The organism is Aquimarina rhabdastrellae, from assembly GCA_947387485.1.
GTDB lineage: Bacteria > Bacteroidota > Bacteroidia > Flavobacteriales > Flavobacteriaceae > Aquimarina.
The window spans coordinates 1-21,966 of the sequence record CANDNT010000011.1 but is presented as its reverse complement, the minus strand read 5'-3'; the positions used below and the strand labels follow the sequence as shown (position 1 = coordinate 21,966).

Genomic DNA, 21,966 nt, shown 5'->3' with positions numbered 1-21,966 from the left:
AATCTTTTAAGAATACGTATTGCTTCGTTTAATTTTTCAGTATCAAAACCTTTAGTTAAATCAGTTCATGTTTTAATTTTTCTAAGGCTTCAATGGCATTATCGATTTGGCTGGTATGAGTCGTTCCAAAAGTTACCTTTCCAGAAGGTAAATGCGTAACTCTTACTTTTGCATAAGGTATTTTATCTGATGTATTATCTTTTGTTTCAGAAGTTGATACGTTAATTGATTCATATTTAACATCAATCTTTAAGTGTTTAGGATCGAAGTAATCAAGTAATTCTTGATATTTTTGATTTATGATTTCTTTCATGAGATCTTATAAGTTTACAATTATATAAATTACAAAAACAGCACTAACCTTTGTAAGGTGAATCTTTTAACTGATTAGATTTGATATAAATATGAGTTCTTTTAGCATCAATAATCAAATTAAATCGCTTTAATAAATTACCACCTATAACACTCATCTTTTGTCTACCAATGGCACCTTCAAAAAAGCCTACGGGGATATTTTCAAATGCTTCTTTTCCTAGTTTAAATTGTGATAAAATACCCTTTTTAGTTTTAAGAACATTACCATAAGAATCTTTTAATTCTTGTTGGTCTATTATTGTTATTTGATTACCAATTTTAGTTTTCTGTACAAACTCATCATCATATAGAATTGTACCTCCAAAACCAGAATGAATTAAAAATTTGTTAGGATAATTTTGATCGCCTACCTTGCTTATTCCGTTAATAAACATAAAATCATTTTCAAACTGTAGTGCTAGTTTTTGATAAGCAGCTATTTTATTAGGTAGTGTTTGATGAAGGATTAGGATACGATTATCAAAATCGATTTCGATTATTCTGTCTTTAAATAAATTAGGGCCAAATTTACCATCTGTTGTAGGACCAGAGTTTTTGTTTTCCCAAATAGACAGGTTAGACCATTTAAAATTACCTATTTGTAGTGTATTGTTTTTGCTAAATCTAGATTTATTCTCACCTCCCCAACTTTTTACATGATCTCCTTGAGACCATTGCATACTAGTAAATTTATCGGTTACTTCTTTTATCAATGTAATTCCGCTAGTTGCAGTATGAAACATCAAATTAACCTTATCAGTACCGTTTAAGATAGCTTTTATAGCTATATTATTATGTTTTGTTAGTTCAAACGGAATGGTATCAGTTGTGGTTTTGTGATGTTCTTGAGCGATCGTTATTTGATTGAGTAGTATAAAAATAAATAGTATTAATGATTGATGTGTTTTCATATATTATTGTTAGATATGTGGTTTTTAAATTTACCAATGTATGATATCAGAATGTATTTTGTTTTGATATTTTTTAAAGTTAGAAATTTTGGATAACTTTTTAGTAGGTAAGCAAAGTTCCCATATAGAAGCGTATGAACTCCAAGGATCAATTAGAATTTCAACAGTGTAATTGTTTTTAAGCCTAATAGCGTGTATCCATTTAAAAGTATCTGTATAATATTTTTGTGTTGAATTGGGCGTCCAAAGGGTCAAATGAATGCCAGCTACAATAGCCCATGTATTATTATTATCGATTAAACAACATTGAGGTTCTCCATAGAAATCATCTTCCATCAAAATATGATTATTCGATTTATTTATAAGATAAGTATACTCAAATTCGTGTTCTAATCTCAATTGATTAGTTTCATAAAGAACAGTTGTAAATCGAGTAGGAATACGATATAGAGGCTTGTTTTTTGTCAAAATTAAATATCATTTTTAACTCTAATTATTGCTAAATCATCTGTGACTATGTGATTTTCTTGATCTTTTAAGAAATTGATTTTTCTATCGAGAAAATTATCAAATTCTGTTCCTTCATTATCTATCAATAAATGTTTAATGATTTCGTATTCAGATTTCTGATTAGACTTATCTTTAAAATTTTTAAAAGTGAAGATTCCATCGGTTGCAATGGATAAATCTTTAAAACTAGAAATAGATAATTTTTGTTTTTGATGATTAAACCAAGTATCAAAATCATCTGTTAAGTGATATCCCAAATAATCAGGTTTATCATTTTGTTCATATTCTGTGAGTTCTCCATCTATACAAATTAAGCCATCTCCAATGGTTAAAAAATCAGCACGAGATTCATTACTATTAATAATACCAATAATCAAGGTTGAAAGTAGTTCATTAGTCTCAAGTCCAAGATGGTTTTTGAGTATTTTAATTTCGTTAATTAATAACTTAAGAACCTCTTCAAGTGTTATAGGTGTATTTGAAACAAACTCTTCATAAAATTTCTTTTTAGCTATATTCCGTAAGATTTTCCCAAAAAGAATTGATGCAAAAACGGATTCTTTACCCATAGTGCAACCATCCAAAACAGCAATTAATTTTTCATTTGTTCCAATTTGTTCAACAATTAGAAAATCTTCACAATGATTTGTGTGAAATTCACCAATATGTAATGTTGTATATATATTCATATTTTATTTAACTACCTTCATATATTGACTAGACAATAAATGATTAATTGCAGCGACTCTTTGTTGGGCTTCTTTAATCATATAGCTTTCTATTTGGGTATCAGGTTCAGACCAATCTAATGCATCGTATAATGCACCTAACCATTCTGGAAAATCAAATTGTTCTTCGATAGATTTAGTTATGCTCCACAATTTGTATGGAGTAGTTTGTTTGTTGATTAATAACTCACAATGTTCTTTTAAGATGATTAAAGCAAAGTGTTCTCTTAGATTTATATAATTGTCAACATGTAACTCAATGAATTCTTTTAATAATTCAGGAGCTATAAGATGTTCCTTAGTTTTTGTATTTAATCGTATAATTTTTATCAACAGATTAGAACGCTTATTAGTAGTGTCAATATATTCTTTGACTTTATGAATTAATTCTAACTCAGTAATAGCATTGAGTTGAAATTCAAGATATATTTTTCCTATTTGAATCACTCCAGAATAATAATTAGAAATAATTGATTAAATATCTAGCAATATACTTAAATAAATGCAATGGTAAATTGAGTCCTAATAAAATGATTGACATATGAAAAGATATTTTAAGAGGCTTTAAATTAGAAGTGTTTGTCACCCTAAATGTACCCCTTTAAGTCTCCTAGAAGTCTCCCTTAAAGATGCAAAAATCCTGAATTGTTACCATAATTTTGAAAGAACCAAAAAAGAATTCTTTAACCTAATTAGATTATGAGTAAAAAACTATTCTTAGCAATTGTGCTTTTATGTAGTATTTCTTTTGCAATTCATGGACAAACCTTAAATGAACTTTCTGGTACTGGATCAGGAATAAATATTACTACAGGTGATTTTAATACCATGTTTGGTGACAGTACAGGAACAGCGGTTACTTCTCAACACTATAATACGTTGATTGGTTACCGTGCAGGAAGACATAATAGGGCATCAGAAAATGTATTTATAGGTTACAACACTGGTTATACAAATACGACAGGATTTGACAATACCTTTATAGGAATGGAAGCAGGTCGTTTAAATACAAATGGAGGAGATAATACTTTTATAGGAGCAGAATCTGGCGAAAATAATACTACAGGATATGATAATACATTTTATGGAGAAGAATCAGGAACTTTGAATACTACAGGATATGAAAATACTTTTATAGGTGAGGATGCAGGTTTAGAAAATACAACAGGGTATAAAAATACTTTTATAGGTAATGAATCTGGTTCTGATTCTGATACGGGCTACCGTAATACAGGTGTTGGGAACAAATCTTTGCGAGATATTGATGAGGGACATCATAATACCGCAGTGGGAGATTCATCTGCTATAGATTTAGGTAAAGGATTATATAATACAGTGATTGGAGCAGCAGCTGGAGTAGCTATAGAATATGCAGATTTTAATACTTTTATTGGTGCTATGGCTGGTTGGGATAATAATAGAACTAATAGTACAACTAATGCTAATCGAAATACATACGTAGGTTTTTTGTCAGGAGCTTCTAATAGAGATGGAGAAGATAATGCCGGTTTTGGAGCTTATTCAGGATATGGTCGAGCAAACAGTACAACTGCAGAGGATGATGAATTCACACATTTTAATGGAAATATAAATAGAAGTAGAACTACATTTTTTGGATCACAAGCTATAGCTGCTCAAAATGATGTTATAACTATGGGTTATTATTCTTATAACGAGGGACAATATGCTATAGGTATAGGGAATGAAGGAAATATGCAAAATGCTGTTGGAGCAATTGTTATAGGGCATAACTTTGAAACAACAGATAATTCAGATTATTCGGTAGGACTGGGATATCAGGCGAATATAGCGCAATCATATTCTATAGGGATAGGAAGTAATGTAACTATAGATAATATAGAAGCTATAGGTATAGGAGCCAATACAGTTGTTCAAAATAATGGAGCAATTGTAATAGGAACAGGAGCACAATCAAATGATATAAATGATAATTCAAGTGGAGATGCAACCAATAATATAGCTATAGGTTATAACGCAGTAGTAAGTGCAGAAAATGCTATTGCTATAGGAAACGGAGCTACAGCCACGAACTCTAATACTATGGTTCTAGGAGGTGTTGTAAATCCTGTAAGTGTAGGAATAGGTACAGATACTCCTAGTAATAAGGCATCTTTGGAGCTTGCAGATACCGATAAAGGGTTGTTGTTGAATAGATTAACTAACTCACAACGATCGTCGTTAAAACCAGGTTCAGCTAATGAAGGTTTGATGGTATATGATACAGAAGATGATATGGTATATACTTGGAATGGAGATGCTTGGACTCAAGTAACCTCTACAGGAGATAATCTAGGTAATCATAAGGCAACAACTAATTTGGGGATGAATAATAAAAATATTACGAGTATTAAGAACATATACCTGAATTCTGATAATTATAATGGGATCTATTTCAATTCTAATTCTAATGATTTTAGTATAACTGTAGATGATCGTAAAGGAAATTATCTTTATGAATACGGAACAGTTAAAGATGCTTTTGGGAATAATCACGCTATTGTTAAATTTAATACAAGTTCTAGTACCGGAGCTGGATGGGTTTGGGGAGTAACTAATGAAAGACCTATTGCAGCTTTGGATAATAAAGGAAAATTGCAATTAGCTAGTGGCCTTAATATAGGTGGGAATTATGAATTCCCTATAACAGATGGAGCAGCAAATCAAGTGTTAGTTTCAGATGGTGCAGGGAGTTTATCTTGGACTACTCAAATAGATAATCAAGAATTATCATTAACAACAAATACCTTAGGTATAAGTGGAGGAACAGGAACAGTAGATTTATCAGGATATCTAGACAATACAGACAATCAGGAATTGAGTTTGACTACGAATACTTTAGGTATAAGTGGAGGAACAGGAACAGTAGATTTATCAGGATATCTAGACAATACAGACAATCAGGAATTGAGTTTGACTACAAATACTTTAGGTATAAGTGGAGGAGCAGGAACAGTAGATTTATCAGGATATCTAGACAATACAGATAATCAAGAATTGAGTTTGACTACAAATATTTTAGGTATAAGTGGAGGAGTAGGAACAGTTGATTTATCAGGATATCTAGACAATACAGATAATCAGGAATTGTCATTTTCTAATAATATATTAAGTATTTCTGGAGGAACAAATACAATAGATTTTTCTTCTTATGTAAGTGCAGATGATCAAAATTTAACATCTGCAAATTTATCAGATACAGATCTTACTATAGGTATAGAAAACGGAACTTCTGTATCTGTAGATTTGAGTCCTATGTTGACCGCTATTATTGAAATGAATACAAATCAACAAAACACGATAGTAGCGCAACAACAACAAATAAATGATTTAATTAGTCGTATAGAAGTATTAGAGGATTGTGCATGTACATTATCTGTAGATGATTTGACTACTAATCCCCCTAATCAAGCGATTTTATATCAAAATATACCTAATCCTTTTAATGGAACTTCAGCTATTAAGTATTATATCCCGATAGGAATAGCTCAAGCAGATATGGTTTTTAGTAATACTTCTGGACAGATTGTTTCTTCAATATCTTTGGATAAAAGAGGAGAAAATGAATTAAATATTAATAGAGATGGACTAGCATCTGGAGTTTATTTTTACACATTATTTATAAATGGACATAAGATAGATACTAAAAAAATGATTATTGAATAAATGTAATAAATAGCAAAACTATAATATAAAAGCTTCAATTTATGAAGCTTTTATTGTTTCATATATTGTAATTTAAAATGAAAACCTTAATAGTATTTTGGATTATATTTGGACAAGCATTACTCTATTAACTCAATGAAGCGATTAAAAAAATCAAGAATAGTATTAATAAAAAAACTATTAAGGAGATTACTTTTTAGTGTTCTTTTAATTGTTCAAATAGGATGTACTCCAGAAGAAGAAAGTCTAATTATGAAAGATGCTACTATAGATCTTACTAATTGGAATTTTGGACAACATCCTGAGATTTCTGTTCAAGGAGAGAGTTTTTTTTATTGGAAACAATGGCCTATAGATGAGCATAAAAACTTTAAACCTGAAGCATTAAAAATTGCTGATACGATCACTTGGCCAACAGCAATATGGACTCAAAAAATAAAAGAAGGACAAGGTTATGGAACGTTTAGGTTTTTTATAAAAAGAAAAAATCCCCAGAAATCGGTAATGTTGAATATAGCGAGGAGTCTTGCTGCCGTACAAATCTGGATTAATGGAAAAGAAATATATTCTCATGGACAAATTTCTAAGATAGCAGAAGACGAAGAAATTGATGGCCGCCCTTTACGATTTGAATTACCTAATGAACGTGATTTAGATATAATGTTTTTGATATCGAATCATAAACATAGATTAGGAGGAGGCTTTGCTATAAAGACAGCGCTTCTAGAAAAGACGTATTTTATGCGTCATAATAAAGCAAATATATTAATTGAAGGAGTTGTTACATTTTTGATTTTACTTTTTGGAGCATACCAAATTTTACATTTCTTTAGTTTTCCTAAATATTCCTATTTTTTGTATTTCGGGATGTTCTGCTTATTGGGGGTTTCAAGGCAATTATTTGTAGGAGAAGGGTTGGTATATTATTTTTTTCCTGAAATCTCATTTGATATTGTTCAAAAAATGAGATACATAGGATATTATGGAGGTTTAGCATCAGTAATTTTGTATCATGATAGAATGTTTCCAGGGTACATACCTAAAAAAATAATTCAAGCAAGTGTTCTGATTTCGATATTAGGTGTATTATATGTAGTCATTACACCTGTATTTTATAGTACGTATAGCGCTCCTTTTTTTCAAATATTTGGATTATTGGTCATCATTATGGGATGTTATCAAATGATCTTGGCGGTAAGAGATAAAAAACCATATGCAAAAGGAATGTTGATTAGTATGGGAATCACATGTACCTTGTTGGCAAATGATTTATTGAATGCGATGATGATTATAGAAACAGCATATATAATTACATATGGATTCTTATTTTATGTTGCTTTTCAAATTATTTTGAATAATAGAATTCAACTGCAAACAGAGAAACGATTGGTTAAGTTGTCTTCAGATATTGAAACTATGTCTGATCGAATTAACAAAAGAGAAGAAGAAATTACTGAGCTACGTTCCGAAATTTTTCAACAATTAAAGTCCAAAGAAAAACTAGTTGAAAATATGAAAAAAGTAGCATCTAATGATACTTCTATTTCCATTCAAAATCTTATTGCAGACCTTAGATCAGAATTGTTAGAAGATTCTCAATTGATATTGATTAAAAATGATATCGAAGCGTTGAATCAGGAATTTGCTAGAAAGCTTAAAATGACTCATGCTAATTTAACCAAAACTGATCTAGAAATATGTACATACCTTCGTATGTCGCTAAGTCGAAAAGAAATTGCACGATTACGATTTACGTCATTAGATGCAGTAAAGAAATCAAGAAACCGTTTACGTAAAAAAATGCAACTATCTGAAGAAGTAGATTTAGAAGAATATTTAAAATCAATTTGACTTTGGTCGTTATAAGATTGTTTAAATTATAAAAATTGATGGGCTATAATTGGTTTTATAGTTTTTTGATTCATAGTTTTTTGATTCATAGTTTTTTGTGTTTTTGTCCCCCGTCTTGTCCCCCTTGTTTTTTTCTTTTTTAGAGCTATAGATTGTTATTTAGCAATAAGTCTAATAGGATTTTTATGCTATCTATTTCAATCGTATTTCGAGTGATATGATTAAATGAAAAGAAAGAGGATAGACAGAAGAATGAAGAATTTAAACAAGTATGATTATAGATGATTTTTACGAAGTATATATACGACCAACATGGAAACATTATAGAAATGTAGAATATATCGAAATTGATTTTAGAAACTTGCAAACAGATGAAGACATTATTAGGTGTGTACATGAAGCATCAGAGATGGGGTTACAAAGGCAAGATAAATCTGTTAGAGCATTAGTTAATGCCAAAGGGATAAAAACAAGTCCTTTGGCAATGAGAACTATTAAAAAATTGGGAAAACAGGTACAACCTAAACTAAAAAAATCAGCTTTGGTAGGCTCTGTAGGTATTGTATCGCTACTCATGAAAATCTATATTAATTATACTGGAAGCAAAATTAAATTCTTTACAGATGAAGAAACAGCAATAAAATATTTAGTAAATGATTAATACAGATGCAATATATACTAATATTCCTGAAGAAATTAATGTTGCTGTAATTACCAAAGATTTACAATTAGAATTTATAAAGGTATTATCTACATATAATTTTAAATTTCATGTGTTTGACATATTTCCTAATAACGATGTTTTTTGGGAAGCTATTCCAGATACGATTATAATTGATAATAGGGGTTATCCTGATTGGGAAAAACAGTTAGCTTTACTTCAGGAAAATGAAGCTTATAAAGAAATCCCAATTATTGTATTAAATCAAAATAAAATAAAATTAGAAGAGATGCTCCTCAGTAGAGATAAAAATTATGTGTTAGCGTATTATAAAGATTCAGATGCAATACTTCAATTACTTATGTCAACTGTTAAATATTGGAAAAAATTAAATAAAGCTTTAATTGAAAACAATCAATTGAACAGAGTATTATCAACTAATTACCTAGTATTAGATGCAAAAAATGAATGTTTAGAGTCATCTCAAAAACAAATAAAACAAATAAGTGAACTAGCAAGGTTAGAAGTGCAAAAACAGTTAATAAAATTGAATGATAAGATTGAACATAATTTAAGGAAAGGATATCATTATCAATTATTTCAAGCACATTTTGAAGAAGTACATCCTATGTTTTTTAAAAGATTATTAGCTACTAATAAGAAGTTAACTCATAATGATCTCAAATTAGCTTCTTTTCTTAAAATGAATTTTAATAATTCAGAGATTTCCTTTTTTATGGGAATATCTATGGCCGGAGTCAAAAAAGCCATACAGCGTTTAAGAATAAAGTTAAAACTATCTCCTAAAACATCATTAAGACAATATTTGTTCACAATAGAATCATAAAGAAAAAAGAGCAAAATACTAAGAGGACATTTGTAAAAAATATATAAGAATCAATATGTATTTAATAAGACTTTAGATTGATATATGATAAAATCATGCAATTTTTGATCAGGCATATCTTCACAATTCAGTTCAAGAAATTTTAAAAGTTCTTCAGAAGCTTTTTCACTATAATAGGTTATATAATTACCACTAAACCTATCGTATCGAGAAACACTAGACTTTTTTTCTAAAATTTTTAAAATATTATAATGTCTATAGTCTTGTTCGATTCTTTTAAAAAGAGCTTTGATTATATGATATTCACCTTCTATAACCTGAAAAAATGTTTGATTTACGTATATGAGTATCCCCTTAATATTATTTTGATTGTTAAATAATTTGGTATCCATCATAAGCGTTTCAATATCTTCAATGGATAATTTTTCAGAAGCACTACTAATATAACTTATCGTTAAGAACATAACTTAAGACGTTTTAATACCTATAATTTTAGCCATTACGATTCTCTTTACTTTAAATATATTAATTATACGATTAGTTAAAAAATGAAAGTTTTAATTTATGAAACGCTAATCAATATTAAATGTTATGTGATTGATAAAAAACTATTTTGATTGCAAAAATCAGACAAATTAAAGAAGTAAAAAAATAAGAAACATCTAAAAGTCTAATCTTCAAAATATTTAATTTTATAAACTAATTTTCTTATTCTTACAAAAAGCTCTTTTTAAGAGTTTTTCTTCTTTTATAATTATTGCCTTTTGACAACAAATAAAAATATAAGCAGGAAGAATAATTATTGAAAGCTAACTCAATTTATGGAGTTGAGAAAGATCCATACTATAGGTATACAATAAATCAGTAAAGTGATGATGCTTTCTGTTATTAAGTATAATCTCAAAATATCTGATCAAGAGTATTGCAAAAATCAAGATTCTTATTTATAAATCGCTAGATGTTAAATTAATCTCTTGTTTTTTAATTCAGTTCTTTATTTATGCATATATTTTTATACTACCAATTTAATTGAAGTTGATTTGTTGCATCCCAAAAAGTACCACTTGGTCTTTTTTCTTTTAATATTTTAATTATTCCCATGACTGATTCATCGATATTCAAAGGTGCATGCTCATTAGTTTTAGATAAACTTGTTTTCACCCAACCTGGATGTATACTCAATACTTCAATGTTTTCATCTTTGAGCCTATTGGCTAATAATTTAGTGTACATATTTAAAGAACATTTAGAGATAATGTATGCCATCTTTGTTGATGTTAATTTTGTTTTATCAACCTTATCAATTTCATTAAATGAAGAAAGTTTTGAACTGATATTAATTATTTTTCCAGAGTTTTTTATTAATGGTAATATTGTTTCGGTAAAATAGAAAGTGCCAAATAGATGTGTTCTAAATCTCATCTCAAAATTGTTTTCTAGACTTAATTCACTATAATAATCTGAACCTATACCCGCATTATTTATAAGAATATCTATTTTTATTTTATTTAAAATTAATAATTCTTTTATATCACTAATACTTTTATTATCGTTTATGTCTAATTTATAAATGGTTTTTAATCCTTTAATAGACGTTTTATCTCTTGTTGTCCCAATAACATTATAGCCTAAACGAATAAACTCTTTTGCTAAACCATTTCCAATCCCTTTGCTAACGCCTGTAATCAAAATTGTTTTATTTGAATTTTTCATTTTTTTCATGTTTGTGTATAACAATAATATATAGTTATCAGAGTAACCAAATATTTTTATGTGATTAACTACAAATCTAAAGGATTTTTAATGAACTTAAAATTATTAATAACCATCTAGATATATATCTTAAATCCATAATGCTCTTTGAATAAGTGAATGAATGGTTATAGGTTAGGGAAGGGGCTTTTTGATTAATAAAATATTGATGTTTTATCCTATTACTTATTATTCTAGTGAACAATAAAAGCAATCGTAATGGTAACTTGAAAAGCTACAAAGTCGAACACTGGCTGTAATTAAAGCCAAGGTACCTTATCAAATAGGAGTAATAGAGTAAAAGTAAAAAATAAAAAATCTCAACAAGAAGCAACAATCAGATCACAAAACAATGTAGGTGATATCTATATCTAGATAATCACATCGGTTAGCAAGTGACAGATTGTACTATAGCTTAAAATCATACAGATGCTGGTGAACACCAAAAGAGTGTATCAGATATAGGATGCTTAGCAAGTTATAGGGTATTGAATTATTGATAATCCTAATGGAGTTATCCTTAATTCAACGGCAATAACAAACACAAATCCGAAGATTATCCATAATACTAATAAGATATTTTCTTTATTCATTCCATTTTTTTAAATTAACCACAACGTGTTGGTATATGGAAAGTAGCAGGTTTATATGTGCTTATTTTTGGTTAAGAAATAAAAATAGCAGAAAAGAACAAAATCTTGAGTTTAGCTCTAAACTGCTATTTTTTATATACTTTGTTTGCAAACGTTAATGTTAATTAAAGCCTAAACCTCCGTTTCCATTTTCTCCACATTCTGGGAACAAATTACCATTGATATCAACATTTGGAATGGCACACATAAAAGTTTCAGTTTCGGTTTTTTCACAGTCTTCAAATTTGGCAGTAACAGTAGCTCGAGTTATTCTATTGTTTATTGAGGCAGAAATCAATCGAGGGTTACTAGTTGAAGGTGAATAAAATTGTGTCGTTCCATCTTGTCGTCTAATTTCCCATTCATATGTTGTTCCAGTTGGAAAATTACCTCCAGCATTTAGGTAGACTACATTTGCACCACTTTGAGTACCATCAATATATTCATCAAGTATTCCAAGAGAATATTCACAATCGTCAACTGGTACAGGATCTCCGCACAAAGGAATGTTTCTAGAAGCAACACAATTTATCGGCCCAACTCCTTCAACTGAAATATGACCTCCATTAAAGTTATTTCCGGTAGCGATAGTTAATGTGTTAGTTCCTTGACCGCTAATTATTGTAATACTACTATCTACAGTCCATATAATAGTAGGATTAATATCTGGTGAGAAATATGTATAAGATAGTGTTTGGTTTTTGGAAGCACATTTTGGTCCAGCTATCGCACAATCAAGTAAATCTATGCCGATTCCAATTTGGTTACCACGACTACTTTTAGCATTTGAACTTTTAATTTCTCCAATCGTAAAAATTTCCTCGGATTGAGTATTTTCAAATTCAGAATTATCTGTTTCGCAAGAAAATATCATTGTAAGGACTACAAGAAAGATTAGATAATTGTTTTTTTTCATAATAGTATTGATTTTAAAATGTTAATTAAATAGATGAATCTTGGTTATAATGTTTGCTAATGTATTTGTGTATGATTTGTTACGGGAAAACCATCAAGGTTTTTCTGCCATAGCAGCAATCTTTGTAAATATACAAGGATTTTTCGATTAGAAAAATCCGCCATAATGAATTATAACCTGTGTCCTGTTGCACAAGTATTAGATAAAATAGTATTATTTCGTAAATTGATGTATGCAAGGCAAGAAGATTTATCAAAAAAAACTATTCACTCATTTTCAATTGAGTGACCGTATAGCCAAAGCAAATTTCTATCGTCGATTAAAAGAAGTTATCCACTTAGATTTTTTATATGACAGTACTAAAAAGTTTTATGGTAATAGTGGTCAAAAAAGTATTGATCCCGTGGTATTTTTTAAGTTATGTTTAGTAGGTTATTTAGAAAATATCATTAGTGATCGCAAGCTTATCGAGCATTGTAGCATGCGATTGGATATTCTTTACTTTTTAGATTATGATCTAGATGAACAGCTTCCTTGGCATTCTACTATCAGTCGCACTCGACAGCTTTTCCTGAAGCAGTTTTTGAGCAAGTCTTTACTCATATACTTACCTTGTGAGTGGACAAGGGTATGGTCAGCGGACATACTCAAGCCATAGACTCAGCTCCCATAAAAGCTAAAAAAAATAAAGCTATTCAACAGCAAAGAACAATCACAGCTAATACCAAAGAATTAAATAGTATAACAGCTAGAAATAATAAATGGGCTAAAGATCAAAATCAACGTCAAGGTTACAATAATAAGAGAAGTCGCTATACAAGCAATAAAACACATTATAGTACTACAGATCCTGATATTATCTCTTTTAAAGAGCTTTAATTTTATCAATTTAATATCCTAATCTAATAAGAAAAACTTTTCTTCTTTTTTATATTTTATAATTATTGACTTGTGGAACAGTTACTAGTGTTGTCGCTAGTTTTTTCTTTTTTATTCATTCCCCAAGCTATTACTTTTACTCCTTTTGAGTATTGAGATTTATTGGGGTTTTTGTTAATGAGTTTTTTAAATCTTGGATAGTCAATCTCTAGTTTTTTGAAGTCAATTTCATCAATAGGCCATTCCAAATGATGGATTTCAAATTCGTTAATTGAATTGTTTGTATCTTGGAAAAGAGCATATCTTTCAGTCAACCATTTGTCCAATTCCGTTTTTTCTTTCACGTTCTCTCCAACTGTGAATTCAATTTCAAGTTTATCGTTGAATTCAAGATTCTTAGATTGATACCTTTTGTCAGTCCGTTTAATTTTTGAAAGTCTATAAGGAAGTTCAGAAATTCCTTTTGCAATTTTACAGGACAAACTTTTTCCACCCTCAATGCTTAAAAAGTAAACTCCTGTTTTATTATTTGATTTTACGTAAGTCCGAATATTTATCTCATCAAAATCTGAAATTGGCGAAAATGCAGGTAAATTTTTAGGCCGTATTTTTTCCATTGTAAAGGCCACAACTGAAACCCAAGGTTTACCTTCATAAAGGTCTATTTCTAACTCTTTAGGAACGATTTTTTTTAACTCCTTAATGTTAACTTGGTAATGAAGAAATATTGCATTATTCCACTCTTGGTAAAATTTCCACTCACTAGAAGGCATTTTCCAAGGTCTATGATTAGAGGTATTTAATATTTCTTTAATTGTCATCTTTTAATTAGCTACAACAATTGAATATGTGTACCGGAACACATATTTCCATTATATTTTTTCCAAATCTAGTAGATTTCTAATTGATTTAAAATTATTTAGATAAACTTGTGTATAAATTTCTGTTGCTTATGCTACCATGTCTCATCAAAATATAAGTATATCTTAAATCTATATTGCTCTATGAATAAGTGAATGAATAATTAGCGGTCAGGGAAGGGGCTTTTTGATTATTAATAGTTAGATGGTAATTTCAAAAGTTTCAAGCACTATAATCTTGAACAAGAGCTGTATTCTTAGAATATTAGTCTAATTAATAGGAGTAGCAAAAATTATTGTCTTTGATTAGTAAAACATTAGTACCTTACTCTATTGTGTATAATCTCAAAAAACACCTTAAATTCTCTAAAAATTGTGAAAGAGTATTGTCAAAATCAAGATACTTATTTATAAATTTCTATATGTTGAATTAAGGATATATCGTACCTCTTTTAATTAACTAATTTTATTGTCTGATCATCTTTAATGGATGAGATTAGTTCTTTAAAAGGCTTTTCTCCTTATTTATATTTTATAATTAATGACAAGTACAATAGTTACTAATGTTTTTACATAGTTTTTTATACATTCAGTTCGATAAATATATTTTTTTTATCTTCCCAAACTTCTTTAGCTTTTTTCTCCCAATCATTACCAAAATTCCTAATGAGAAACCTTTTTAATACCTTAGTTTTATCAGGATATTTATGGACTAAAAATCCAATTCGAGCATAATATTGATTGTCAGTTTTAAGTTGGTTTAAAATCAATTCTTGGAAGTTCTCGTCACTAATAAAAGAGAATAATAGTTCGGCTCCGATATTTTCAAATTCTTCTTGCCGGTCAGTAAATTCATTTGTGCTTTCATCACCTACAATAGCAATTTTATCACCAGACCAATATCCTATCTGGAACTTTTCTAAAGATAAGTTAAAGTTAGCCAATAAAAGTCGCCCAATCACATAAAGATGTATTCCGTTCATTATAGCTCCTAGTTTCACTCCATCATTAAAAATGTCAGGTGAAAAGAATTGTTTTTTATCTAGATTAACAACTTTATAATATTGACTCATATTTTTTTCAAATTACGCACAACAGTTTAGTATAAGAATAATAGAAGCTTTAAGACCACAAATTTTTCAATTTAGACCATAGTTTGTTTTTATTAATGTTTGTTTTGAAATCACTCTCACGATTATTTCTATACTTTGTTCTGTGTAAGCTATCCCTTTCTAATTCAATTTCTGGATTGTAAATTTCTACTTTAACTTTATCTCTGTCAGTTACAACAATTCCTTTTCGATTTGGCCAATTAGATTGTATCTCTTCAAATTTCCCTAATTCAACCATTCTATCCAATATTCTCTTACCTTCCGAATAATCATCATAAATTTCAATTGGTCTTGGTCTATATTCTTCCGTTGATTTAATAAATCCCGAAAAAAAGTAAGGATCTAATTCTCCAAACTCCAGTCCACACATAAGAGGAACTTCTATATGTTGCCCACTTTTAAGGTTAGTAAATGCACAGTGAAATCCGTGAAATGCATAACGCCAATTATCCATTTTTCCGACCTGTTTATAACCAAACTGTTCTGATGGATTTAAATTATTCATAGGATAATCAGAGTCAATATCCAAATTATGCTTTTTAGCAAATCTGTTTATCAATTCAGTTGCTAAATTCCGATAATCTTTTGCACATTTTTCAAAGAAGCCTTGGTGTTCATCAATTTCTTTGTTTGTAATTAATTTGACAATATTAATTTCAGGTTCTATAGTGTGAACTGCTATTTGAAATTCAGGATGTTCAAATTCCCATTGATTTCCAATCTTTTCTCTTTTGGATTTAATCTTGTTTCCAAAAACAATTTTCCATTTAACTCCTCTATCAAGTGATTTGATTGATTTGAAGTCTGGAATATCTTCCAAACTATTACAAACTTGTATTTTCGAGATTAATTTCATTTTGTATTCAGCTGTTCGTTAAGGTACATAGTTTAGACTAAATTAGTTTCTAATCTTGTGATTGTTCTTATTTTCTCAGATATTTTTCCTAACATATACTTTGTAGTTGCTCAAAATGCTATCTGATTTTGAACATTCATGCACAGATTTTATATTTTATTCCCTATTAAATTTGCTATACCATCGTAAATATGCGTGAACCAATCTATTATCACTGGTCAATTATACTCATAAATATTATTGTAAAATGCTTCTTATAAGAAAAACTTCCATATTTCTAAAACTAAGAGCAATATTGATAAAATAGATAAACTTAAGGTCAAAATTATTGTTTCTACTTTTTCTTTTTTAAAAATCGAAATTATTGAAAGAAGCAAAGAAATTAGACCAATATAGGCGTTATCTATTTGCATTAAATGTTTAATTCCATATAATGCTTTTGTTTTTCCAGTTACTGTCAGATATCCTTCAAATAATATAGTTTGGTACATTCTCAAAATTTGAAAATATATCAGTAGTAATTACCATAAAAATCACTATAATGATACTATCAATCACAGTTGATTTGACTCTTAAAAAGAGACCTGGGTATTCATTTTTTTTCATAGAAATATTTTTATTTAATAATTATTGATTTGTGCAATAGTTACCGCTGTTGTGTGCCGTTTTTATTTGTTTAATTTCTTATAAAATTCAGATCCTCTAATTGATTTTCTTAATTCAGATTTTATTTTTTCACTATCGCTTTCAAAACTTAAAGTCCAACTTGGTATTTCAATTTCAATATCAAAATATTTTATAAAATATCTTGTCCACTCTTCTTTCCCATCTTTCTCAATTTTTGAATAAATTTCACTAATTGATTTTTCAAAATCTTTCTTTACTAGAGATTGGTCAAAGTTTTTTTTCAATGATTCTATTGTTAAATCGATTAATCCTGAATTATTTGCTAAACCGTTATTGAATATGTGAGGTAATAGATAGTTTAAAGCTGTTTTATTTTCTCCAATTCCATTATAGATTTTAGCATACTGTTTTGCATTGTATATTTCATCGGCTGCAAAAGCATTTCCACAAAAATGTTGTAATGGATATTTTTCATTGAGCTTTTTATATTCTAAAGCAGATTTATAATCTCTTTTTTTGATATAAATTTCGGTGAGCCTTTTACTTGCTTCATTTTTAAAGTTTGCATATGGATTTGCCATTATTCCACTTCTACCGCTATTTTCTCTGTCGTTCGCATTACTGCTTAAAATCATTTCAAGATATTTAATTTCTTCTTCTTCATAGTCCAACAAAGAACTAATATGAGCAAGATTGTAAAGAGTTTTGTGATAAAGTTCAGAGTTCCGATAATCTTGTATAACTTTTCCAAATTGGTCAAGAGCTAATTCGAGAATTTCTTCCTTTTCATTTTTTAAAATATCGTACTTGACTTTTTCGTCTTGTTTTAAAGTATCAAGTCTTTTTAATTCCCAATCAATACTTAATTTATCGACCATTTCAAAAATAGTAACACCTTTATTAAACGTAATTATATCTAATTTTTCATTTTTGTTAGAAGTGTTGTTCTTTAATGATGAACAAGAGGCCAAAATTAAAATGGTTAAGATGTAGAGATAATACTTTTTCATTCTATGGATTTACTTGGTAGTTTTCAAATCTATGAAGGTGTATTGAGTTCTAAAAACTATAATGAGTAAAACATACTTTTCAATTAGTTAACTTGGTTTTCTGATGTAGTTCTTAAATGTTCGTTAAGATACCTAGTTTATACAAGTTAAAGGTTAGGTGTTCACACTAAATTAGTTTCTAATTTTGTTGATTGCATGTACATCACCAAGAAAACTTTACCAATATCGATAAGTAGTGAACGCTTAGAGAGACTAAAACTCATTTATCGAAGATGGACAGTAGCTCAAAGTCCTATTTTACGAACGATAATAACAGAAAAGCGCCTAACGAAAAAAGGGTGTCAAAGTATGTTAGGATATTTTCAAAAAGTAAAGTTCTGATATAATGAACCACTGTATATGAGACTCGTACGTACGGTGGTATGAGAGGTGCAATCTCTTCTTTAAAGAAGAGGTTCGTCTACTCAATTGGCCACTTTGCTTTTTTAGTTATATTTTTTCCTTAAGAGCTTTTCTCCAATAGTAAACTCCAAAAACGAAAGTCACGATTGCAAACATAATTCCGTATTCTCCGAGCCAATGCTCTGCTCCTTTATTTTTAATTGTCAATTCAGGTAATATCTTCTGAATATATACATTACTCACTGCGTGAAAAATCACTGCAGGCCAAAGACTTTTAGATTTAAAAGTGTAATAAGTCATCATAAAAGACATTGATATAATGACAATATAAAATGTTGTTAATTCCAAAACTACATTGTTTCCATAATAAACAATTAGTGGCCAATGCCAAGATGCCCAAATAACACCACTGAAAATTGACACACTTGTAAAAGAAAGAATTTTTCTTAATTCGTAAATGAAAAAACCTCTCCACCCAATTTCTTCTCCTAATGTTGTGGCTGATGACCTTATTACTTCTACAGTTCCTAATAGGATTATAGCAATAATTATTATAGATGTTGAATTTAATGTTCCAATTCCGACCAAACCAAGTTCTTTAGCCCATTCAATAATCACTTCTTCATTTACTAAATTTCCAAACCCAAAAATCCAGATTAGTATATAATTAATTAAACCATATAGAGCAGGAACAAAGTAAGATAGTCGAATATATTTCCAATTTCCCCAATTCCAATTTAGAGAAGAAATGGAACGTCCTTTTAGTTTGAGTGTTATTATAGTAGCAATTGAAGGACACCACATAAGCCCGCCAATATATATCCTTGAAGGATATATATTAACAATTGCATAGTGAAAAATTGAACTTAAAATTGTAACAATTGCTAAGAAAATAAAAATTGTTTTCCAAGTTTCTTTAGTTTCTAATGACGTTTTCCTCATTTACTCTTTAGATTAGCTTTAAGGATGACGAATTGCGGACTGTTTTGTTACATGTTCGTTAAGATACGTAGTTTACACAAGTTAAAGATTAAGTGTTTACACTAAATTAGTTTCTAATCTTGTATTTCTACTCGTTCAAACTGGTCTAAATACTCAACATATTTATTATTATAATAGGCTCTTTTACTAACTAATGGAATTGAATCATAATGAAAGTCGTATGAATTGAAGAGGTTTAGGAGTAAAATTCTCCTTTTCCTATTCGACTAGCAATTAGCTTTTATTTCATTCCGTATTTTTTCATTATTTTTTTTCTAGTTTTTTCATTAGCTATTTTATAATCTGTTCCCATCTGAGAACCAAAAACCTGATATCCATATTTCAATCCATAAAAACGGTCAATTAACATCTTTAAAGTTGTTTTGTCTAACTCGTTATTTTCAACAGCTTGGTGAACAATAGGTAAGTATTTTTCCATCATTTCAGGATTTGAATGCTGAATTACTGACCACATAACATATTCAAACTTTTTTCCAACTAAGGATTTTCCAATATACTGTTTGTGAATATTATATAATGAGTCTATAAGAATTTGATTTTTTTTGTCTACTGCTGGTTGTTTTGTTTTAAAAGTCTGTTCATCAGAACTTCTATACTTTTGGTCGTCATAATCAATTTTACTAATGAGTTTCAACAAACTTCCGTTCAGATTATTTTTGAGTATATAGTCTTCAATATTAAAACGATTTGTTTTAATTTCTTTATTTAGACAACGATCATAATATTGATTATATAGATTTGGAATTTTGTCATCAAATTGAACTTTATCTTTAAAAGATGTGATGTAATCACAGCCTCCATTTGAATTTGCTAATTTAATAAATACTATCTCTAAAGTGACTTTATCTAGGTTAAGCTTATCAAAAGCGGAAATAATATTCCAATAATGAGTAACATTGTAGTTTCCGTCTTTTTCTCGTATAGATTTTTTAGTTTCAGAAATCACAAACTGTGCCCATTCATAGTCTTTATCAGAAATCCCTTTTTTTTGTAAGGGTTTATAATTCAAAAAATCATTTTCAAAGTTTTTATCTGTAAGAGTAATATTAGTCGATTGTGCTTTACAAAAGTTAAAAGTCAAAAATATTGATATAATTAAATAATTAGATTTCATTTGTCTGTTCTCTTGTTTGTTACCAACGGTAAACATAAAATGCGTTTTAATACATTTTCATAACTTGTTGAATAGTTTTTATTTGATTTTGTATATTTTTTTTAACTCTAATGTGTCTAAACTTCTTTTATTCATCAGCATTTTCATTATCGTGTCTGATTCGAAGAAAATTTTAGTTCCTCCACCCATTACATCTCCTCGTATAAAGTCAATTCCGTTTTCTTTTACTCGATAACTATAATAGACAATAGAATCCAAATAATTTTCTAAATAAAAAGTTGCAGTTCCATCTCTACTTATTTGCATTGTGAATTTGTCAAATCTCCCTGAATAATTAACTAGTTTAATAGGCAATTTAGATTTGCTTAATTTCCACCATCCAAGAACTTTATTTCTCGTTGAGTCAATTTTTAAATACTTTTTCAGTTCATCTTTATAATTACGATAATGAGTTTTCTTGTAAGTATTCGTGAAATCTCCAAAGAAACTATAGTGATTTTCTATCTCGATTTTATTAGTATCTATTTTTTTTAATCTGTATTTGAAATTGCGCTCATCTATAAGTGAATCATTTTTTGATAAAACTCCTTTTTCACTTAATCCACCACCATTACTTATTGAAAAGATATAATATGTACTATCTTCTAATACTATAATTCGATGGTCATCAGTAATATATTTATCAGTCGATTCCAGAAAGCGCCAAGTCCCCGTTAAATCAAAATTTTTGTTTTCTATTCGATTTTTTCCAGAATCTGTTCCGCAGCTGACAAGGAATATTATTAGTGTTATGCTTAATATGCTTTTCAAAGGTTTCTTTAAATCACTGGCAACGTTTAATATATGAAGCATAATCTCCAGATAGGCGGCTATGATTTCATATACAGTGTTATCTACTTTATTTTATTTCTAATATTTCAAAATCATGTTTCATATAAAACTCTTCATTTAGAGTGATTTTCGGTGTGTAATACTCTTTATTTATCATTTCAGTTAATTCCTCCAATTTAGTTTCACGAAACATAAATATGTTCTTCTGATTCACCTTATAATTATGAGTAGCTTCTCCTATTGAGTTCAAATATCCTGCTACTATCATGCATTCAAATATTTCACTAAACAACTCTCTATTTTCTTTCATCAAAGTTTGACAATCGTACCAAATAAAGACTCTGTTTTCAGGTTCAGTTTCCAAACAATCCATTCTATTGCCCAATGCCGTCGTTTATTGAATAACTCCCTTAGTTTGGTAAATAAC

20 protein-coding genes and 1 pseudogene are annotated in these 21,966 nt (G+C 28.9%); 5 read left to right on the top strand and 16 right to left on the bottom strand.

Annotated features, from left to right (window positions below):
* Window positions 1-55: 55 nt before the first annotated feature.
* Genes ACYEKI_RS15170 through ACYEKI_RS15150 form a run of 5 tightly spaced genes read right to left on the bottom strand, consistent with a single transcriptional unit; the run spans window position 56 to window position 2,950 of the window.
* Window positions 56-313 carry a hypothetical protein gene (locus ACYEKI_RS15170; protein WP_459212047.1) on the bottom strand — a complete coding sequence of 86 codons (258 nt, stop codon included), beginning with the start codon at window positions 311-313 and terminating at the stop codon, window positions 56-58.
* A gap of 43 nt (window positions 314-356) precedes the next feature.
* Window positions 357-1,265, bottom strand: a complete 909-nt coding sequence (locus ACYEKI_RS15165; RefSeq protein WP_459212046.1) for a hypothetical protein — start codon at window positions 1,263-1,265, stop codon at window positions 357-359.
* 30 nt (window positions 1,266-1,295) lie between these two features.
* Window positions 1,296-1,733 carry a hypothetical protein gene (locus ACYEKI_RS15160; protein WP_459212045.1) on the bottom strand — a complete coding sequence of 146 codons (438 nt, stop codon included), beginning with the start codon at window positions 1,731-1,733 and terminating at the stop codon, window positions 1,296-1,298.
* Window positions 1,734-1,735: 2 nt separating this feature from the next.
* Window positions 1,736-2,464, bottom strand: a complete 729-nt coding sequence (locus tag ACYEKI_RS15155) for a protein phosphatase 2C domain-containing protein (protein ID WP_459212044.1) — start codon at window positions 2,462-2,464, stop codon at window positions 1,736-1,738.
* Window positions 2,465-2,467: 3 nt separating this feature from the next.
* The gene (locus ACYEKI_RS15150; protein ID WP_459212043.1) at window positions 2,468-2,950 is read right to left on the bottom strand and encodes a hypothetical protein; all 483 of its coding nucleotides are present in this window, start codon (window positions 2,948-2,950) and stop codon (window positions 2,468-2,470) included.
* A 252-nt stretch (window positions 2,951-3,202) separates the two neighbouring features.
* On the opposite strand from ACYEKI_RS15150, the gene ACYEKI_RS15145 reads away from it, so the two are divergent.
* The 4 genes from ACYEKI_RS15145 (at window position 3,203) to ACYEKI_RS15130 (ending at window position 9,546) form a co-directional block, all read left to right on the top strand.
* Entirely contained in the window at window positions 3,203-6,187 is a 2,985-nt protein-coding gene (locus ACYEKI_RS15145) for a T9SS type A sorting domain-containing protein (RefSeq protein ID WP_459212042.1), read from the top strand.
* Window positions 6,188-6,322: 135 nt separating this feature from the next.
* Window positions 6,323-8,038, top strand: coding sequence for a 7TM diverse intracellular signaling domain-containing protein (locus ACYEKI_RS15140; RefSeq protein ID WP_459212041.1), 1,716 nt, complete (start codon window positions 6,323-6,325; stop codon window positions 8,036-8,038).
* Window positions 8,039-8,309: 271 nt separating this feature from the next.
* The gene (locus ACYEKI_RS15135) at window positions 8,310-8,699 is read left to right on the top strand and encodes an STAS/SEC14 domain-containing protein (protein ID WP_459212040.1); all 390 of its coding nucleotides are present in this window, start codon (window positions 8,310-8,312) and stop codon (window positions 8,697-8,699) included.
* Window positions 8,692-9,546, top strand: coding sequence for a helix-turn-helix transcriptional regulator (locus ACYEKI_RS15130; RefSeq protein WP_459212039.1), 855 nt, complete (start codon window positions 8,692-8,694; stop codon window positions 9,544-9,546). The genes ACYEKI_RS15135 and ACYEKI_RS15130 overlap by 8 nt, the downstream gene beginning before the upstream one ends.
* Before the next feature lie 50 nt (window positions 9,547-9,596).
* Here ACYEKI_RS15130 and ACYEKI_RS15125 read toward each other — a convergent pair whose 3' ends face one another.
* The 3 genes from ACYEKI_RS15125 to ACYEKI_RS15115 form a co-directional block, all read right to left on the bottom strand.
* Window positions 9,597-10,010, bottom strand: a complete 414-nt coding sequence (locus ACYEKI_RS15125) for a BLUF domain-containing protein (protein WP_459212038.1) — start codon at window positions 10,008-10,010, stop codon at window positions 9,597-9,599.
* Between the two features lie 553 nt (window positions 10,011-10,563).
* Window positions 10,564-11,259, bottom strand: a complete 696-nt coding sequence (locus ACYEKI_RS15120) for an SDR family NAD(P)-dependent oxidoreductase (protein ID WP_459212037.1) — start codon at window positions 11,257-11,259, stop codon at window positions 10,564-10,566.
* 792 nt (window positions 11,260-12,051) lie between these two features.
* Window positions 12,052-12,846, bottom strand: a complete 795-nt coding sequence (locus ACYEKI_RS15115; RefSeq protein ID WP_459212036.1) for a hypothetical protein — start codon at window positions 12,844-12,846, stop codon at window positions 12,052-12,054.
* A 232-nt stretch (window positions 12,847-13,078) separates the two neighbouring features.
* Between ACYEKI_RS15115 and ACYEKI_RS15110 the strand changes: the two are divergent.
* A pseudogene (locus ACYEKI_RS15110) lies at window positions 13,079-13,701 on the top strand (transposase); the annotation flags it as partial.
* A gap of 86 nt (window positions 13,702-13,787) precedes the next feature.
* Here ACYEKI_RS15110 and ACYEKI_RS15105 read toward each other — a convergent pair.
* The 8 genes from ACYEKI_RS15105 to ACYEKI_RS15070 all read right to left on the bottom strand — a co-directional run bounded on the left by ACYEKI_RS15105 (window position 13,788) and on the right by ACYEKI_RS15070 (window position 21,849).
* A complete protein-coding gene (locus ACYEKI_RS15105) occupies window positions 13,788-14,546 on the bottom strand; it encodes a YqjF family protein (protein WP_459212035.1) in 759 nt (252 codons plus the stop codon).
* Window positions 14,547-15,166: 620 nt separating this feature from the next.
* Window positions 15,167-15,658, bottom strand: a complete 492-nt coding sequence (locus ACYEKI_RS15100) for a hypothetical protein (RefSeq protein WP_459212034.1) — start codon at window positions 15,656-15,658, stop codon at window positions 15,167-15,169.
* Window positions 15,659-15,707: 49 nt separating this feature from the next.
* The gene (locus ACYEKI_RS15095; protein WP_459212033.1) at window positions 15,708-16,517 is read right to left on the bottom strand and encodes a DUF6896 domain-containing protein; all 810 of its coding nucleotides are present in this window, start codon (window positions 16,515-16,517) and stop codon (window positions 15,708-15,710) included.
* Window positions 16,518-17,221: 704 nt separating this feature from the next.
* The gene (locus ACYEKI_RS15090) at window positions 17,222-18,190 is read right to left on the bottom strand and encodes a hypothetical protein (protein ID WP_459212032.1); all 969 of its coding nucleotides are present in this window, start codon (window positions 18,188-18,190) and stop codon (window positions 17,222-17,224) included.
* 489 nt (window positions 18,191-18,679) lie between these two features.
* The gene (locus tag ACYEKI_RS15085) at window positions 18,680-19,396 is read right to left on the bottom strand and encodes a CPBP family intramembrane glutamic endopeptidase (protein WP_459212031.1); all 717 of its coding nucleotides are present in this window, start codon (window positions 19,394-19,396) and stop codon (window positions 18,680-18,682) included.
* Window positions 19,397-19,814: 418 nt separating this feature from the next.
* Window positions 19,815-20,708 carry a hypothetical protein gene (locus ACYEKI_RS15080; protein WP_459212030.1) on the bottom strand — a complete coding sequence of 298 codons (894 nt, stop codon included), beginning with the start codon at window positions 20,706-20,708 and terminating at the stop codon, window positions 19,815-19,817.
* Between the two features lie 78 nt (window positions 20,709-20,786).
* The gene (locus ACYEKI_RS15075) at window positions 20,787-21,560 is read right to left on the bottom strand and encodes a hypothetical protein (protein ID WP_459212029.1); all 774 of its coding nucleotides are present in this window, start codon (window positions 21,558-21,560) and stop codon (window positions 20,787-20,789) included.
* A 46-nt stretch (window positions 21,561-21,606) separates the two neighbouring features.
* On the bottom strand, window positions 21,607-21,849 hold the full coding sequence (locus ACYEKI_RS15070; protein ID WP_459212028.1) for a hypothetical protein: 243 nt from the start codon (window positions 21,847-21,849) through the stop codon (window positions 21,607-21,609).
* Between the last annotated feature and the right edge of the window lie 117 nt (window positions 21,850-21,966).

Coding starts and splice junctions, on each gene's coding strand:
- ACYEKI_RS15075 (WP_459212029.1), bottom strand. CDS start 21,560: ATGCTTCATATATTAAACGTTGCCAGTGATTTAAAGAAACCTTTGAAA.
- ACYEKI_RS15105 (WP_459212035.1), bottom strand. CDS start 14,546: ATGACAATTAAAGAAATATTAAATACCTCTAATCATAGACCTTGGAAA.
- ACYEKI_RS15130 (WP_459212039.1), top strand. CDS start 8,692: ATGATTAATACAGATGCAATATATACTAATATTCCTGAAGAAATTAAT.
- ACYEKI_RS15070 (WP_459212028.1), bottom strand. CDS start 21,849: ATGAAAGAAAATAGAGAGTTGTTTAGTGAAATATTTGAATGCATGATA.
- ACYEKI_RS15140 (WP_459212041.1), top strand. CDS start 6,323: ATGAAGCGATTAAAAAAATCAAGAATAGTATTAATAAAAAAACTATTA.
- ACYEKI_RS15145 (WP_459212042.1), top strand. CDS start 3,203: ATGAGTAAAAAACTATTCTTAGCAATTGTGCTTTTATGTAGTATTTCT.
- ACYEKI_RS15155 (WP_459212044.1), bottom strand. CDS start 2,464: ATGAATATATATACAACATTACATATTGGTGAATTTCACACAAATCAT.
- ACYEKI_RS15125 (WP_459212038.1), bottom strand. CDS start 10,010: ATGTTCTTAACGATAAGTTATATTAGTAGTGCTTCTGAAAAATTATCC.
- ACYEKI_RS15080 (WP_459212030.1), bottom strand. CDS start 20,708: ATGAAATCTAATTATTTAATTATATCAATATTTTTGACTTTTAACTTT.
- ACYEKI_RS15090 (WP_459212032.1), bottom strand. CDS start 18,190: ATGAAAAAGTATTATCTCTACATCTTAACCATTTTAATTTTGGCCTCT.
- ACYEKI_RS15115 (WP_459212036.1), bottom strand. CDS start 12,846: ATGAAAAAAAACAATTATCTAATCTTTCTTGTAGTCCTTACAATGATA.
- ACYEKI_RS15100 (WP_459212034.1), bottom strand. CDS start 15,658: ATGAGTCAATATTATAAAGTTGTTAATCTAGATAAAAAACAATTCTTT.
- ACYEKI_RS15120 (WP_459212037.1), bottom strand. CDS start 11,259: ATGAAAAATTCAAATAAAACAATTTTGATTACAGGCGTTAGCAAAGGG.
- ACYEKI_RS15135 (WP_459212040.1), top strand. CDS start 8,310: ATGATTATAGATGATTTTTACGAAGTATATATACGACCAACATGGAAA.
- ACYEKI_RS15170 (WP_459212047.1), bottom strand. CDS start 313: ATGAAAGAAATCATAAATCAAAAATATCAAGAATTACTTGATTACTTC.
- ACYEKI_RS15165 (WP_459212046.1), bottom strand. CDS start 1,265: ATGAAAACACATCAATCATTAATACTATTTATTTTTATACTACTCAAT.
- ACYEKI_RS15085 (WP_459212031.1), bottom strand. CDS start 19,396: ATGTGGTGTCCTTCAATTGCTACTATAATAACACTCAAACTAAAAGGA.